The sequence below is a fragment of the Levilactobacillus fujinensis genome, assembly GCF_003946335.1.
Taxonomy (GTDB): Bacteria; Bacillota; Bacilli; order Lactobacillales; family Lactobacillaceae; genus Levilactobacillus; species Levilactobacillus fujinensis.
This window is the reverse complement of sequence record NZ_RHNX01000046.1, coordinates 1-15,999: the sequence shown is the minus strand read 5'-3', so window position 1 is coordinate 15,999 and position 15,999 is coordinate 1. Positions and strand designations below refer to the sequence as shown.

The following is a 15,999-nucleotide window of genomic DNA, read 5'->3' as shown; positions in this document are numbered from 1 at the left end:
TTATTCTAATGATAAACAAAAAATCTGTCATCATTAATAGATAAAAATCTATTACCAACAACAGATATTGTAGAACCTTTTTTGTTCGCAATTGAAGGTTGAAAGCCCTAAAACACACATTATGACCGTTGTCACAACGATACTGGGTCTAAAATTAGGCAACGTTGTCTAACCATCGCCTTACCGGCCGGCAGATATGGGCTGGATCGGTGCGAACACAACTTGAAGCCTCGAAAAGGCCGCGTCTACAAGCTTGGTTTTCTACTAAGCCAGCAGGGAAACCACCTGCCGACTAAGTAGAACGACGCGCCTGAGCTCATATCTGCCGCCCTCTCGGCTGACGTAGTTGGTCTGAGGCAACCTGGATCATGCCGCCGGGAACGCTACTGAATTATGCTTAAACTTTAGCGGTCACTTGATTCAGTGATTGGAATTGACGCGTACAATCAAAGCCGGAGGCGGCCAGGGATGCAGCTAGCCGTGTCGACGATGTTAGTCGGGACTTTTTTTCCGGCTCACATCGTGGGGCCAACCTGAGAGACGCCTGAAAGCCGCCAATCAAAGTACGGGTTGCCGACTCGCCTGACCTGAAATGAGGGAGGCGCCTCCTAGGCTCGGTGTAAGTACCAGTCGTACAGCGTTTGTGCGGCGACAACGGGAACATAGCGTAACGCGATGGCTTGATTGTGATTGCCGTGGCGCACGTTGACGGTCAGATGCGCGAGCTGTGTTTTTTTCATCCACACAGATTGCTGAAAGCGCATGGATTGAATTTTATCGGCTGGGACGTAGTAGACTTCACGTGTCCAGAAGTGGCCGGTCTGCAGAGCCAATAGGTTGGGCGAAATCAGTGCCCCTGCCGTGTTGCGACCGGCAAAGCGGCCTTGTAGAACGGCGATAATAACCAAGAGAATACTGATCCAACTCAAGTGGGGCCAGAGCCATGCAATACCAATGGCTGGTAGGGCCACGAATAAAATGGCGTTGCGCATCAAGTACCAGTTGTGGGGGACGCGTAGTGCGGTCAAATCCGGTGCGCGTTGCGGTAACCAGTCAACGAATGGCGTCATGGTTGTGTAGACGGCCTGATTGGCAATCACCGGCATAATGACCAAGTCGTTGTCATCGTCGTCACTAGCAGCTTTAGAGGCAATCAAGACTTGAACTGTTTGCAAATGGAGCCATTGGCGTAAGAGATTTTGCTTGATCCGAACGGCTTGAATCCGCGCAATTGGGGCCGTAATGGTGTTGCGTTGAAAGAGCCCCTTGGCTGCCTTGAGCTGATCCGGTTCACGGTCGAGCTCAAAGTGATAGTAGCGCGTTAATGTCCAGAGAAAGGCCCCTAGCCAAGCAATGACGATGATCAGGATTACGCCACCAATTAAGAGCGTCAGTGCCATGTGACTTGCGTCGTTGATCAGTGAGTTGGTGAATGACTTCGGAATCTTGGTGAATGACTTCGGAATCTTATTGTAGAGCCCGAGCAGAACCAACAGAAACGGAATAAAAATGAGTGATGTTAGGCCAAATTTGACCAAGTCCGCTGAGTTGATTTGGTAGTGGGCCAAAACAGGGGTGGCAGTCGGGACACCGGCATCGGTCGTCGAAGGTGAGGCAGCACTTGCCACGTCTGTCGTCACAGTAGTGGGTGCCATGTGCCGATAGTGTTCAATGGTATCGGCCACGTCGGTTGGCACCGCGGCTAAACGGGCTTCTGGGGCGCTATCGTCGTGACTGGCCGTTTCAATCAATACCTCCTCTAGCTTGAACGGCCGCAGGTAAAACCACTGTTTACGCTGTACCGTTTGAATTCGCGAGTAGGGGATGTGTTCGTGATGCCGGACGAAGATGCCAGAGTGAATAATGACGGCATCAGGGGTCACGGCGTAGGACAGTGTGAGCCACTTTAGAGTTGGCCAGATGAGAAAGGCCATGAGTATTAAAACTAGTGTGCCCCAAAACCAGATAGAGTTGATGTGGTGCCATTGGGATAAGAGCAGAATAAATAAAAACCAGTAGTCCTTGAGACTTTTTGCGATGTGCTGGAAGAGGCCCAGGGGGTGCGTTCGTTTAGGCGTTGTCATGACGCGCCTCCCGAGCTAACCGCATAATCTGTTCACGGAATTGCTCGGCCTCGGGGAGCTCAAGACCTTCAATGCTGTGGCTGGTGGCAGCGGTCGCCACGGTGACCTTGGTCAACTTCTGCCATTGCAACAAAGGACCAGCATTGAGCGTGACATTTTGAACCCGAGCAATTGGAATGGCGACCCGCTTTTGAAAAATGAAGCCGGATTGCATTTCAACGGCTAAATCAGAAATTTGATAGCGCGTGAATTGATAACGATAGGGAATGAAGGCAATCTCGACGAGGGGTTCGACGATGGTCAAGATGAGACTAGCAATGGGAATCCAGGCAGCCCAGTCCCAGTAGCGATAAGTGAGCCAAAGCAAGCCACTGATGACAAGCAGCGCCAAAAAACTCCCCAGGGCGCTGTAGCCCCAGATTTGCTTGATGCGGGGTGGCAGATGATGCGTGGTTGGTTGCATAGTGTGAAAACTCCTTTCCTTAGTAGTCTAAGTGTAGCAAGCGCCCGACGTATTGACAACCGACAGGGGTAAACGGGTTTTGGTAACGATGTGTTGTGGCACTTCGGCGGCGGTTGGCGGGGACTTCACCCGGTGGGACCCGCCTGAAGCCTGGAAAGCGGCTTTACACCACGCGATGCGTTTTAAGAATCACGGATTGGGGGCTTGAAACCAAGGCCCAAGACCGTTCTTCAGGTTTGACCGGTCCCCATCGGACGAAGCACCTGACTGACGGCACGGTTAATTTATAACTATACTTATCTCCAATTATTTTCAAAAAAATTTTAAGGCAAGTGAGGCGGGACGTCAAACGGTTAACTTACCTTTCAAATCGTTGAAGAGTGATTGACGGATTTTGACGCACCCCGTATAATACCTAACAACAACCAAATAGTCCTTTTAACTTAGTCCCGTGAGGCTAGGAAGGGTCCGGTAGAATTCGCTGTCTTTAAATGTGAGCTAGCGGCCTGACTCCTTGCGGGATCGGCCGCTTTTTTCATGGCCGGATGGTTGAAATCGATACTCATGGAGGAGTTTATACATGGCACAGATTTACGTTGCAAGTCCGTTCTTTAGTCCTGAACAGGTCGACCGGGTGGAACGCCTGGAGGCAGCCTTAGAGGCCAACCCAACGGTGAAAGATTTCTATTCACCACGGCTGCACCAAGACGCGGCCAACGCGCAATTTACCAAGCCATGGGCGACGGAAATTTTCCATCGTGACATGGACCAAATCGCAGCCGCTGATGTCATTGTCACGGTGATCGATTTCGAAGCGAAGAACCTAGATTCTGGGACAGCGTACGAACTGGGCGTTGCCACGATGAGCAACAAACCGATCCTGGCCCTGCAGGAGAAGGATGAAGCCGTCAACTTGATGATTACCGAGAGCATGCACTGGTACACCAAGAGCGTTGACGATTTCAAGACGTACGATTTCAACACGCTAACTGTTGGCGAATTTGTTGGGGAAATTCTGTAAGTCGTAGGTTAACTAAAGGGAAAGGTGAGAATCGATGGCACAAGAAGTGAAGGTTAGCAAGTCTGAGACGCCACAACCGACACCGCGAGAATTTGGTCGCGTTGAATCGATTCCGCGTAAGCATCGACGAATGTCCAGGTGGGATCTCTTTGCGACTTGGGTCGGTGCGAACGCGAACAACGGCACGTGGTACATTGGTGGGGTGATTGCGGCCTGCGGGTTTCTGACCGCCTCGACCACGTTGGTGATTGTTGGGCTAGTCTCTTATGTTTTATTAGCGGTAGCGAGCTACATGGGCTACCAAACGGGACTACCAGCCATGGCATTAACACGGGCCTCATTTGGCTTGCGGGGAAGCTTCATTCCGTCGGTCATTAACGTGATCCAGTTCATCGGATGGGCGGCCGTTAATACGTTCATCGCCGCCACGTCGATCAGCTATATTTTTGGGGAATTGTTTGGCTGGCCACTTTACGGCAAACCAGGTGGTACGTTTGGCCTGATCATCGGTGTTTTGATTATGAGTGTCCTGCATTTATTGAGTATTTCGGTGGGAGAAAAATCCGTTCAGATGATCGAACGGGTGGGCATTGTTTTGGTCGTTATCTTTGTGATGTGGGAATCCATCGTGGTCTTCAAGACGGTCTCCTTCCATGACATCGTGACCTGGCAGCCGCCGCACAACATGCGGATGTCCTCGGGGGTCGCGGCCGACACGTTGGCTGCCTTCAACCTGGCCTGGGTCACGGCGGCGTCAGACTTCAGCCGGTTTACGGCGAAGAAGTCGGCAGCGACGACCTCGTCATTTCTGGGCGCAAACTTCGGCTTATTCTGGTTCGCGTTCATCGGCTTATTCGCCACGATTGGAACGGCCGTTTCGCTGAACCATTTTGACCCGAATAATTCCGACCCTAGTACGGTCGCTGCTAAGTTAGGCCTGGGTGTGATTGCGCTGCTCGTCATCGTCTTGACCAGTACCACGGCGAATGCGGTCAACCTGATGTCGGCTGGATCAGCGCTAACTAACATGACACACCGGTTATCGTTGCGAGTCAGTCTCTGGATCGTGACGATTGCCGCCACGTTGGTCACCTTCATTCCAGTCTATCTGGCAAGCTTTCTGGACGTTTTCGAAACTTTTTTGGACGGTATCGGAATGTTCTTGGGACCCGAAATCGCCATCTTCTTGGTGGACTACTTCTTCTTAAAGGGGAAACAGTACCGCCTGAGCGAATTTACTAAAATTCACGGCGCTTACTGGTACACGCACGGAATCAATTGGGTTGCCGTTGCCAGCTGGGCGTTGGGTGTGGTTGCCTACTGGGCCCTCAAACAGGTGCCGGCGATTGCGACCACGATTGGTGCGACCTTCATCGCCATGGCGATTACAGCTATTATCTACTGGATCGGCATGCGGTTGGTGCAACCTAAGTCTGCACAGGCAGTGAAGTAAGGGCTGAAAGTGGTAAAACCCTAATTGGGCCAACGCTATAAGCACGAAACGTAGTCTGGTCATCGTCTTGTCGACCACTAACGGCTGGAAGTACGCTTTGAGGCGGCGAAAACGCTGAAACTACAAAGATAGTTTTCTGACAAGCCACCGAAAATAACTTTCAATTCAATAGTAGAAATTAAAAAATCAGGTACTGGGACCTTTGCCCAGTGCCTGATTTTTAGATTGGTCGATAGAACTGAAGATTGAAAATTCTAAAATGTTCACATTACTTTTGCGACAGTGGGAATTGTTACCACCAAACTAGTGGTACTACCCACACTCCGGCTGCCAGGGATTCCGCTGGCTGTGGGGAACGTCTTCAGCCAAAAGGCGGGCTTCCGACTCGCCTGAAAGCCGTCAAGTTCAGGCGTCTCCCAGGTCGTTCTACTGTAACCATGTTCGAATGGACGGCCAGCTTTCTTGGTTCACGATAAGCCGGGGGGTCTCGTTAAGGTCGGTGTCGTCCGTGACAATTCCTGAATTCAAGGTGGCGACCCAGCTGAGATTTTGCTGGTTGAGAAAGTGGCTGATAGCGGGAGTGCCACTACCGTAAGGGTAGGCAAAAGAATTGGCCGTGACTCCGGTGTGTGCACGTAGCTCGTTGCGTGAGCGGTTAAAGTCGCGTTCAAACTTCCCCGTGTAATGGGGTTGGGTGAAGATCGGCTGGAACTTTGCGTTTAAATGGTGCAGGTTATGGGTGTGTAGACCTAATGTCATTCGGTCACCGGCAATTGCTTTAGCCCGCTGAATTTCCCGCCAAGTTGCCATTTGACTGCCTTCTCGGTACTCACCGGTATTGCCGGTAATCACAAAGGCCGTGAAGGGGAAACCATACTTTTGCATGATTGGAATGGCATTGTCACTAACACTGCGGTCGATGTCGTCGAAGGACAACACGACGTACTTTCCCCGAATCGGACGGGAAGAATGGACCATCTGAGTCATTTGCTGGCTGGAAATCACCTTGACGTGGTGATCGTGGAGAAATTTCATCTGCTCGGCAAATTTGTCGACCGGAACGTTGAACTCGTGGAGCTGTGAGTTGGTGGACAGGCCCTGAGCAAGTTTAGTCGATACCGTATCGGCCAAGACACGGTGGTAGCAGAAAACCATAATGCCATCCTTTAGTTGCCGGTAACGGGCAGGCAGGGCGTAGCTTTCCTGAGCATGGACCTGTTGATCTGCCTGATGGTGATAGGTCCAACCGAGACTAAAGACCAAGGTGAGTAGGAGGCCAATTAAAAGCCACTGACGTAGACGACGCGAGTTCATTGAACATCCTCCTTCCTGAGTCGTAGCCAGCGCCACCCACAGTAGAGGGGGACGATGACCAGCAACCAACCGATCAAGGCCAGAATGTGATGTGCAGCGTGTGGTTGTAGATTGAGAAGCAGGTAGAGGCTGACTAAGTCGTCGCTATAGAGACCCAGTGAAAAACTGATATTAGCCACGACAATGAGCCCAACAAAAAGCCAAAGCATAATCAGAATGAGACCCCGCATGTAGCGGCTCAAGCGACTTGTTTTATGGCGAATGACTGGATTAAATGGTGTCTTTTTCATTTATATTCCCCGATCTGGACTGTGCCAAGTTCCCTTACGTTGTGGACTGATAAAGTATGAAGCGATGGCAGATAAGCAACTAATCAGATTGATCATCCAGTAGTATAGGACGTAGATGGGGACTAAGAGGAGCTCCGGTCCGGCCAATCTGGCAGTTAGTTGCGAAGCTAAAAAGCCCACTGTAAACTGAATGCCACTCAAAATCAATAGGATCAAGAGTAGGTTGCCATCAAGCGAAAGCCCATGTAGAAAGAGCAATTTCACCATGTAAGCGAGCAGGCTAAAGGCGGTCACGACGGCCCAAAGATTGCTGACAACGGTTTCCAAGAGTAAGAAGCGCTGGCCCAAAGGATTCCGGTAGAGGCCACGCCAATTAATGATTAGGACTTCAAGACCACCGCGTGACCAGCGTTGGCGTTGGGTGAGTAACCCACCCAAACGTTCGGGAACCAGAATCCAACAGATCGCGCGTGGTTCATAGGCAACACGCCAATGATGGCGGTATAGTCGCCAGGTGATGTCAATGTCTTCGGTCATGACAGCAGGATTCCAGCCGTCAACATCCAGCAAAGCTTCTCGGCGAAAAGCAACGATGACACCGGAGACGGTGGTAATGCTGCCCGTCAAATAGGCTTGTGCCTTTTTAATCAGGTCGATCACCCCAATGTATTCCAGAAGTTGCAGTCGCCCCAGTAGTGTCGACCGATTACGCACGACCGGTTTACCCGTGACGGCGCCGTAATCTGGCCGGGCAAGTAGCGTGGTCATTAGTTGGGTAACGGCGTTTGGTGCGAGGAGACTATCAGCGTCAATAGCAATGATATAGTCGCCCTTGGCAACGCGTAAACCTTGGTTGAGTGCACTGGCTTTCCCCTGATTCACCGGCAGTGCAACCACAGTAATGGCGAGATGGTCCGCCCAGTCAGCTTTCAGACGGGTCATGATGGCCTTAGTATCATCGTCGCTACAGTCATCGATTAGAACGACTTCATAGTGCTGATAGTCTAACTCAGCTAAAGACTGGACGACTGAATCGAGCGTTTCGGTCTCATTGTGAGCTGGAACTAAAATTGAGACAAATGGCTCGGTTGCGGTGTTTAATAGTGTTCGGGGTTGCCGTTTTCGCAGCAATCCCGAGAATAAACAGCCCACGATCCAAATGATGGATACGAAGATGGGATACCCCACCACGAAGGCTGAAATTAGATTGTTAACCCACATAACTTATCTTTCTCCCCTAAAATAAAACGTTAATAGCATAAACTAGCATTCGTTTAAGCATAGCATAACCGGCATTATGAAGAAACTGACTGTAGAAAACGTGGTAAATTCCTAAACTTTGATTATTTTTTGTCGAGATTCTGACGATCTTCGAGCGGGTTCACGCGGGTATTTACAAGTACCGTGGTAGAATATAGGGGAAATGTGAAGCTAGTTTAGCTTGAAATGAAGTCGGTGCTGGCTGCTTGCAAGAATTAAGGAACCAGGGACACCTCTTAACTGGTACTAGGTCATTATCAAGATAGGCTTTACAGGTAATCTTTGGGAGGGTTGTCCTAAAGATTGAAAGCTAAAGTATTCACGTTGCTCTTGTGACAGTATAACTATAGGAGGGTGAGCAAAATGATGCAACAGATGCCAATTTTACCCTTGATTGATCGGCTGACTGAGGGGCAGAGTGTGACCCTTTCAACCGAGGACGGCCAGGATGTTCGTATTTCGCCAGAAGTGACTGCGGGCAAGCTGACTGGTAACTTCATTAGCACGATTTTACCAGGGATTCGCTACGACGATCCGCGAATTATCTTAAAGGAAACATTGGCAGAATTCGATGCGCAGGGTGTGACCATAACTAGTATCGACTAAGTGTGCCGTTACAGCAGCGACCCCCTGGGTTATTGGTGAGAAGCCAAGGCTCAGGGGGCTTCGCTATCTAAAAGGGGGAGTGAGGGATCGTGAAAATTGATTTTGCCATGTTAACACCTAAGGATGTTCTGAAGGTACGGCTGATGACGTTTATTAACGATCACGGTGGTCAGTTTAATCTGGCCGAATTTGCAGCGGAAGCGGCCGTCAGTTATTCACGGGCCTATCATGTTTTATTGGGCTTGCGTACGGACTTACAGCAATTGGGGACCACTAATTTGACAAAGGACAAATTGGTGACGGCCGTGACCATTGACCAGTATCGTCACTGGCTGTATGTGAACAGCATTCCCTATCAGGTGATGGTGGCGACGCTGAAGCAGAGCTATCAACAGACCAGCGAATTTTGTGCGGATCATGAAATCAGTTTGTCGACGTTTAATCGACGCTTACGGGCAATGAAAGCCCAGCTGGGTCAGTACAATCTTCAATTGGTAGCTAATCCATTACGCGTAACGGGAAACGAAACGCTGATTCAATTACTCTACTTTATGCTCTTCAGTACGACGTTAACGACCCCGGAAGAGCTACCCGCATTGCCGCAACGTTTGTGCGGGCTGCACCAGGCAATGTTAAAGACGTATGCGAATGATAAATTGTATCAGGATTCGGTCAGCCTGCAGGAACGTAAGGATTTACTGATCAGATTAGCGCTCTTACGTTTGGAACAGGGTTATCGGTACGCCCCACTGCGGTTTCCATTGGCCCATTTGACGGATCTACGGGCATTAGCCGGGCAGATGGCGGCATTGGGAGATACGCCGCAACAGGCGCTCAATGAGTTGGCTACGTTGGATTATTTGCTGACGAGCTCGCCATATTTTGTGCGGGCCTTACAACCGACGGGGATGCAACGGCTCTACGTTGGACTGAAACAACGCGTGGGCGAATACACACTGGCACCCGGCGTGGCGGAGTTACAGGACTACGCGACCGGGAAGAATTGGTTTGCCAATTGGCTATTTGCGTTGTGTCAATTCATGTTGTTGTTCCGGGTTGACCCACTCCTGCGGCCAGAAATTACGTCGCTCTATCAGCCCACAGCCGCCTCAACGGTTCCGGCATTAGCGATTGCTCAGAGCATGAGTCGCCTGTATCCGGGGAAAATTGGTGCGGCGGACTTGCGTCTTGTCCAGAAGTATTTGAGCAAATACACGAACGGGTTGACGTTGACCGCAGCCAGAGTTGAAATTCTAGTCACCTACGATATGATGGGAGTCACGACGGATATCTTCAACCGGCTCCTCAGTGGTATCGTGCACCTTAGCCTACTGACAGATCAGACGGTTATCGACGCACAACACCGATCGAACTATTTGGTTCTCTGTGGGACGGACACGTTAGCCCTACAGTTTGCTAAGGAAAATCAGTTGGAGGTCTTTCACTGGATCAAAGAACTTGACTACGGAGAAAACATCGACCGGTTGATCAAGACGCTCCGGCACCACGAACTCTCACTGTTTGCGTTGGACTTTAATAATAAGTTGCAGCGAACGGACGAGTAGGGGATTGGCCGGGATAGCGGTGGGGCGTGTCGCCGATATCGGGGCTGACATTGTGAGACGAGCTGAGAGACACATGCTCTGTGCGAGTTGGTGACCCGTTTTTAGGTTGGGACGTTTCCCCACGATAAAGTACACGCCTGACAGTCGGGCACGGTAATACCTAATAAATCGTACCAGAAATAGCGGTGCCAAAGAGACCAAACTGGAGGCCAGCAAGCGTTTGCGGTAGAATAAGGGCAAAACGTAGCGGGAGGTGGCGCCCATGACGCCAGCAGCATTTAGTACGGGCCGAGTTCAGGTCAATAAGACCATTGCGGAGCTTCGACAGTTGGGTAAGAATGCACGGGATAAGGTTCCCTATGAGGTCTTGGGAACTTACCAACCTGTGAAACGAAATAGCAATCACATGATGGACAAGATCCGTAAATTATTGATTCCAGAACTTTTGCCGGAGCGCACGCAGCGAATGGGAGCTTCGGCTTTTTCCTTTTTCCGGGGTACGGCGGAATTAATGGAAGCAGACTTGGGTCACCAACCAAGCTCGACGATCAGCACCTTCACCTGTGGCGATGCACACATTGGAAACTTCGGGTTCTACGCGTCGGCTGAACGACGCCTGTTATTTGACTTGAATGACTTCGATGAAGCGGGCATCAATCCTTGGGAATGGGACCTAAAGCGGTTATTGGTCAGCGTATTACTGGCAGGTCAGGTTAACGGCTTTAAGGAAAAGAAACTCAGACAGCTCCTGCCGAAAGTCGCTGAGAGTTACCGTAAAAGCATCAAGCAGATGTTTGATCAGACGACACTCTCTCGGTTTTACCCGTTAAATGAAGTCGGCAAACTGGTGGCCGCGAGTGCGCTGGATGAGGATAGCTCAGACTTGTTGACCGCAATCGTTAATCGCGCCAATAAACGGGATTCCGAACAAGTTGTGCGGAAGTTTACGACACTCGATGTTCGGGGTAATCTGTGCTTCCGCGAGAACGCGCCGCGGACGACGCACGTGGATGATGACGTGACCAGCAACGTTGATGCTTATTTTGCGGCTTATCGGCAAACGGTCCGGCCAGACGTGAACCTACTCTTGTCGCAGTACCACATCACGGATATTGTCCGGCACAGTGTCGGTGTTGGTAGCTTCGGGTCACGCTGCTACCTGATTTTATTGACCAGTATCGATGGGTCACATCTGGTCTTGCAGGTGAAAGAAGCGCTTCCGACTAGACGGCAAGGGAGCCAGCTGGCATCAGACATCACGGTGGCTTTGGAAAAGACGGAAGGCCAACGAATCGTCGATTGTCAGAAGATTTTGCAGTCTTCGTCTGACCCATTTCTAGGATATTTCGCGGGCCGTAAACAGAGTTTTTATGTGCGGCAATTCCGGGACATGAAGGAATCAATCGACTTAACGCAACTGGACTGGGACCAATTTAAAACGTATGCGCAGACTTGCGCGTGGACCCTGGCAATCGCCCATTGCCAAAGTCCAACGGCTGCCATGATTCGTGGCTATGTTGGGAGTAACAAAGAATTTGATACGGCCATTGCAGATTTTGCCTGGGCATATGCAAAACAGGTTCAAAAGGATTATGATGCGTTTGTGGCCTACCGTTTGACCTAAGGTGTCACCCCGCAGCTGTGGGGGCTCGTGGTATAATGTAAGCGGATACATTATGGACGAATGTGTAGTCGGCACTATTTTGGCGTCTAGACCGGGAGCCCATTTTGTTAACCAATGTTGACTTAGCCACTTAGGGAACGTTTGTTGATTGGAGTGAGGATGGATGGTCGAGCAAAAGCAATTACAGAAGTTAACCCAGATCTATACAATGGTGACGCGATGCTACAATCAGCCAGTTGCGGGCCTCGCGCTGAATCTACCACAGTGTCAATTGATGAACGATGTCGCGGTGGAGCGGCTGTCAGTTGCTCAGGTTGCCAACCGGTTGGGGTTCTCGGCAACACGGACATCAAATTTGGTCGTAGATTTATGTAAGCGGGGGTATTTGAAGCAACACGTTGCCCCTAATGACCGGCGCCGTCGCTATTTGGCGTTAACGGCACTGGGGCAGGCAAAGTTACTATTGATTCAGCAACAGTTGCCAGACATTTTACATACAACGCTGGCTGAATTAGGGTCAGCGGCACAATAGAAGGGACGGTAAGCGCGGTCAAATTTCGTAGCTTACCGTTTTTTATTTGCGTCAGTGAATTTTTCTGCAAATGGCAGCTACCACTTTTAAATCGAGGTGATTTCGTGAGTTAGCACCGGAAATAAATGTTGTGGCTGATAATGGGTTGCTGGATAACATAAAATTTAAGTTAGGGTCGTCGAAAATAAGCCTTTACATGGCCATTCCTATCCGTATAATGGTGAGAAGCAAAGAGGAAAAAGGAGTGGAAAATATGACCGACAACGTTTCAACGAAAACCAGCAAACTGACTGGCTACGCCAACGGCCCGTCATTAGAAGAAGTTAATGGTACCGTTGACGTACCGAAGGAAAAGGGATTTCTCAAGAATCTAATTGCCTTTTCGGGGCCAGGTGCACTAGTAGCCGTGGGGTACATGGATCCCGGAAACTGGGTGACGTCGATCGGTGGGGGAGCCAAGTATGGTTACCTGCTGATGTCTGTTATCTTGATTTCGAGTTTAATCGCGATGTTGCTCCAATATATGGCGGCTAAACTGGGGATTGTGACGCAGATGGATTTGGCTCAAGCCACGCGGGCCCATACGACGAAACGTATCGGGGCGGTTCTCTGGGTCGTCACCGAGTTAGCAATTATGGCAACAGATATTGCGGAAGTTATTGGGGGCGCGATTGCCCTACAACTACTGTTTGGAGTACCCCTGATTTTGGGTGTCTCACTGACAGTTTTCGACGTGTTATTACTATTATTATTAACGAAGCTCGGTTTCCGAAAAATTGAAGCTATTGTGCTGTGTCTGATTACGGTGATTTTAGTGGTCTTTGCCTATGAAGTGATTATTGCCCAACCCAACATGGGGGCTGCAGTGGCTAACTTCATTCCGCGAACGGAAATTATGCATCCAGGCCAACTAACGATGGCGTTAGGAATCGTTGGGGCGACCGTGATGCCACATAACCTGTACCTACACTCGTCCATTTCACAGACACGAAAGTTTGACCGAACCGATCCTAAGGAAATGGCGCGGGCCGTTAAATTTACGACGTGGGATTCTAACATTCAGTTATTTGGCGCATTTATCATCAATTGTCTGTTACTCCTGTTGGGGGCAGCGATGTTCTTTGGTAAGGATGCTAGTCAACTGGGAACGTTTGGTAACTTATACGCAGCACTGCAGGATAACCATTTAGCAGGTGCGGTGGCGTCACCAGTCTTATCGACACTGTTCGCGGTCGCTTTGTTGGCCTCTGGACAGAACTCGACGATTACGGGAACACTGACGGGTCAGGTCATTATGGAAGGTTTTGTCAATCTGAAGATGCCACTTTGGGTCCGACGGTTAGTGACACGACTGATTTCCGTAGTACCAGTAATTATTTGTACCGTCCTTTATGGCGGGAACGAAGCAGCTTTGGATAACCTGTTGATCAATTCGCAGGTCTTTCTATCAATTGCGTTGCCATTTTCCATGATTCCGTTGACCATTTTCACTTCATCTAAGAAAGTCATGGGGGAACGATGGGTCAATAAACGATGGGTCACGGTACTTGCATGGACGTGTACGATCGTCTTGACGATACTGAACATTCAAATCATTTGGGGGAGCGTGACGGGGCTGTTCTAGTTGTTTTCCATGCAACTAAAGGTCACTGTCCGTGTCCGGTGGGTGATGGCTCACGTATTGACATTTAGTCGCTATCTGCGTATTATCGTTTCATAAGCGATGAATCAGTCGAGTAGTGGAAACGGCTCCGGTCAAGAGACCTGACGGTGCTGAGAGTCAGGACGTCCGTAACCACGAATTACGCTGAGGAGCAGCCGGTTTTCCGGCGGGTCATTCCGTTAAAAATGACGAGAGGTTGTCTAAATGACAACAACTTGGGTGGTAACGCGGAGTTCAATTCGTCCCTGATGGCAGTAGCCATTGGGGACTTTTTATTTGGTAATGAGTATAGGAGGAAAAGAAATGTCAATTATTGATGAGTTAAAGTGGCGCGGCGCCGTCAATCAGCAAACTGATGAAGAGGGCCTGGGCAAGTTAGTTAACGAAAAGGCGGTTGGTCTGTACGCAGGAATCGATCCAACCGGAGATTCCATGCACATTGGTCATTTGATTCCATTTATGATTCTTAAACGGTTTCAATTAGCTGGGCACAAGCCCGTTATTGTGATCGGTGGGGCAACGGGGTCCATTGGTGATCCATCCGGTAAAAAGGCGGAACGGGTTTTACAATCCATGGACCAAGTTCGACATAACCAAGACTGCTTGACGGCGCAAATGGAACATCTTTTTGGTCAAGATGGTTCATTTCGAATCGTAAATAACTACGACTGGCTATCCAAGCTGTCTTTACTCGACTTCCTGCGGGATTATGGGAAACTCTTTAACATCAATAATATGTTGAATAAGGAAGTTGTCGCTTCGCGGTTGGAAGTCGGCATTTCATTCACGGAATTCACGTATCAGATTCTGCAATCGATTGATTTTCTTCATTTATTCAAAGCAGAAGACGTGCAGGTACAAATTGGTGGGGCCGACCAATGGGGCAACATCACGGCTGGAATTGATTTGATCCATAAGCAAGAGGGTGCCGATGCGCGTGCTTACGGATTGACGATTCCCCTCTTATTGAAGGCCGATGGCACGAAATTTGGGAAATCCGAGGGTGGTAACATCTGGTTGGACCCTGAAAAGACGTCACCATACGAGTTCTACCAATTTTGGATCAACACGGATGACCGCGATGTTGTGAAATTCTTGAAGTACTTTACGTTCTTAAGCCAAGGCGAAATTCAGAAGTTAGCCGATGCTGTCGCAACTCACCCAGAGAAGCGAGAAGCACAGACACGTTTAGCAGAAGAAGTGACAGAATTTGTTCATGGGCACGACGCGGTTGTAGAAGCGCAACACATTACGAAGGCATTGTTCTCCGGGGATGTTGCTGAGTTGACGGCCAGTGAAATTGAACAAGGCTTCAAGAAGATGCCGGCAGTGACGGTCAGTGCGGCCAAGAAGAACATTGTCGAATGGTTAGTTGATGACACTAAGATTGAATCTTCACGGCGTCAAGCGCGCGAAGATTTATCGAATGGTGCCATCCGGGTCAACGGCGAGAAAGTTACGGATACGGATGCTGAAATCGACCCAGCAAGTGCCTTTGAAGGCAAGTTTGTTATTATTCGTCGCGGGAAGAAGCGTTATTTCTTAGCTCGTGTTGCAGATTAAAGGTTAAATTAGAAAGCCCAAACGATCGTTATGAGACGTTTGGGCTTTTTGCTAGTCAAAATAAAGACGAACGGTCGCAATTGAAAAAATAAGAAACACACGGCCGTCGGGTAACTATTTTGACGTTTTCAACTATAAGATATGTCTTTGAAAAAAGATTCGTTTATTTTCATGTTTTTAGTTGACGGTAGCACCAGTGCTTGGTATAGTTATTTATGTTGTCACGGCGATTCATCAGCTAGACCAATTCGAAAGATTGAAATTAGTTGTTGACAGTCATGATAACAAAATGTTATATTAATTAAGTTGTCGCGTTTCGACAGCACATCAACGAGAAACGTTGTTAAATCAAACTTCTTATTGACATCATATTGATTAAATGATATGATGATTAAGTTGTTTACGAGAGTAATCAACTGGTAGACCTTTGAAAACTGAACATTGTTTCGACAAACCAAATATGTGTAGGGCGGTTTGATACTTGGTATCAAACCCAAAATATTTATTTGCGAAGTCAATTCGCTTTAAAAAATGTAACAACAATCGATGAGCTATTCAAGC

At 49.2% G+C, this 15,999-nt stretch carries 13 protein-coding genes and 1 other annotated feature; of the genes, 8 read left to right on the top strand and 5 right to left on the bottom strand.

Features of this window, described 5'->3' with window-relative positions; all coding sequences use genetic code 11:
- Nucleotides 1–608: 608 nt before the first annotated feature.
- Both EKM89_RS12480 and EKM89_RS12475 read right to left on the bottom strand, forming a co-directional pair.
- Complete coding sequence (locus tag EKM89_RS12480) at nucleotides 609–2,084, bottom strand: PH domain-containing protein (protein ID WP_125688996.1); 1,476 nt, start codon at nucleotides 2,082–2,084, stop codon at nucleotides 609–611.
- Nucleotides 2,071–2,547: a PH domain-containing protein gene (locus EKM89_RS12475; RefSeq protein ID WP_125688995.1), complete on the bottom strand. Its 477-nt coding sequence runs from the start codon at nucleotides 2,545–2,547 to the stop codon at nucleotides 2,071–2,073. Before EKM89_RS12475 ends, EKM89_RS12480 begins: the two co-directional genes overlap by 14 nt.
- A 580-nt stretch (nucleotides 2,548–3,127) precedes the next feature.
- On the opposite strand from EKM89_RS12475, the gene EKM89_RS12470 reads away from it, so the two are divergent.
- Together EKM89_RS12470 and EKM89_RS12465 are read left to right on the top strand one after the other, a co-directional pair.
- Complete coding sequence (locus EKM89_RS12470) at nucleotides 3,128–3,568, top strand: nucleoside 2-deoxyribosyltransferase (protein ID WP_125688993.1); 441 nt, start codon at nucleotides 3,128–3,130, stop codon at nucleotides 3,566–3,568.
- A 34-nt stretch (nucleotides 3,569–3,602) separates the two neighbouring features.
- Nucleotides 3,603–5,021, top strand: a complete 1,419-nt coding sequence (locus EKM89_RS12465) for a cytosine permease (protein WP_125688991.1) — start codon at nucleotides 3,603–3,605, stop codon at nucleotides 5,019–5,021.
- Between the two features lie 426 nt (nucleotides 5,022–5,447).
- Here EKM89_RS12465 and EKM89_RS12460 read toward each other — a convergent pair whose 3' ends face one another.
- Genes EKM89_RS12460 through EKM89_RS12450 form a run of 3 tightly spaced genes read right to left on the bottom strand, consistent with a single transcriptional unit; the run spans nucleotide 5,448 to nucleotide 7,846 of the window.
- Complete coding sequence (locus tag EKM89_RS12460; protein WP_125688989.1) at nucleotides 5,448–6,335, bottom strand: polysaccharide deacetylase family protein; 888 nt, start codon at nucleotides 6,333–6,335, stop codon at nucleotides 5,448–5,450.
- On the bottom strand, nucleotides 6,332–6,625 hold the full coding sequence (locus EKM89_RS12455; RefSeq protein ID WP_125688987.1) for a hypothetical protein: 294 nt from the start codon (nucleotides 6,623–6,625) through the stop codon (nucleotides 6,332–6,334). The genes EKM89_RS12460 and EKM89_RS12455 overlap by 4 nt, the downstream gene beginning before the upstream one ends.
- Nucleotides 6,626–7,846 carry a glycosyltransferase family 2 protein gene (locus tag EKM89_RS12450; protein ID WP_125688985.1) on the bottom strand — a complete coding sequence of 407 codons (1,221 nt, stop codon included), beginning with the start codon at nucleotides 7,844–7,846 and terminating at the stop codon, nucleotides 6,626–6,628.
- Nucleotides 7,847–8,248: 402 nt separating this feature from the next.
- Between EKM89_RS12450 and EKM89_RS12445 the strand changes: the two genes are divergently transcribed.
- From EKM89_RS12445 to tyrS, 6 genes are all read left to right on the top strand, one after another.
- The gene (locus tag EKM89_RS12445) at nucleotides 8,249–8,491 is read left to right on the top strand and encodes a hypothetical protein (RefSeq protein ID WP_125688983.1); all 243 of its coding nucleotides are present in this window, start codon (nucleotides 8,249–8,251) and stop codon (nucleotides 8,489–8,491) included.
- Nucleotides 8,492–8,580: 89 nt separating this feature from the next.
- Nucleotides 8,581–10,056: a helix-turn-helix domain-containing protein gene (locus EKM89_RS12440; protein WP_125688981.1), complete on the top strand. Its 1,476-nt coding sequence runs from the start codon at nucleotides 8,581–8,583 to the stop codon at nucleotides 10,054–10,056.
- A gap of 262 nt (nucleotides 10,057–10,318) precedes the next feature.
- Complete coding sequence (locus tag EKM89_RS12435) at nucleotides 10,319–11,680, top strand: DUF2252 domain-containing protein (protein WP_125688979.1); 1,362 nt, start codon at nucleotides 10,319–10,321, stop codon at nucleotides 11,678–11,680.
- Between the two features lie 163 nt (nucleotides 11,681–11,843).
- Entirely contained in the window at nucleotides 11,844–12,212 is a 369-nt protein-coding gene (locus EKM89_RS12430) for a MarR family winged helix-turn-helix transcriptional regulator (protein ID WP_125688977.1), read from the top strand.
- Nucleotides 12,213–12,465: 253 nt separating this feature from the next.
- Nucleotides 12,466–13,836: an Nramp family divalent metal transporter gene (locus tag EKM89_RS12425; RefSeq protein ID WP_125688976.1), complete on the top strand. Its 1,371-nt coding sequence runs from the start codon at nucleotides 12,466–12,468 to the stop codon at nucleotides 13,834–13,836.
- A 90-nt stretch (nucleotides 13,837–13,926) separates the two neighbouring features.
- Nucleotides 13,927–14,125 (top strand) — a binding site (T-box leader).
- A 53-nt stretch (nucleotides 14,126–14,178) separates the two neighbouring features.
- Nucleotides 14,179–15,438, top strand: coding sequence for a tyrosine--tRNA ligase (gene tyrS, locus EKM89_RS12420; RefSeq protein ID WP_125688974.1), 1,260 nt, complete (start codon nucleotides 14,179–14,181; stop codon nucleotides 15,436–15,438).
- The last annotated feature ends 561 nt before the right edge of the window (nucleotides 15,439–15,999 follow it).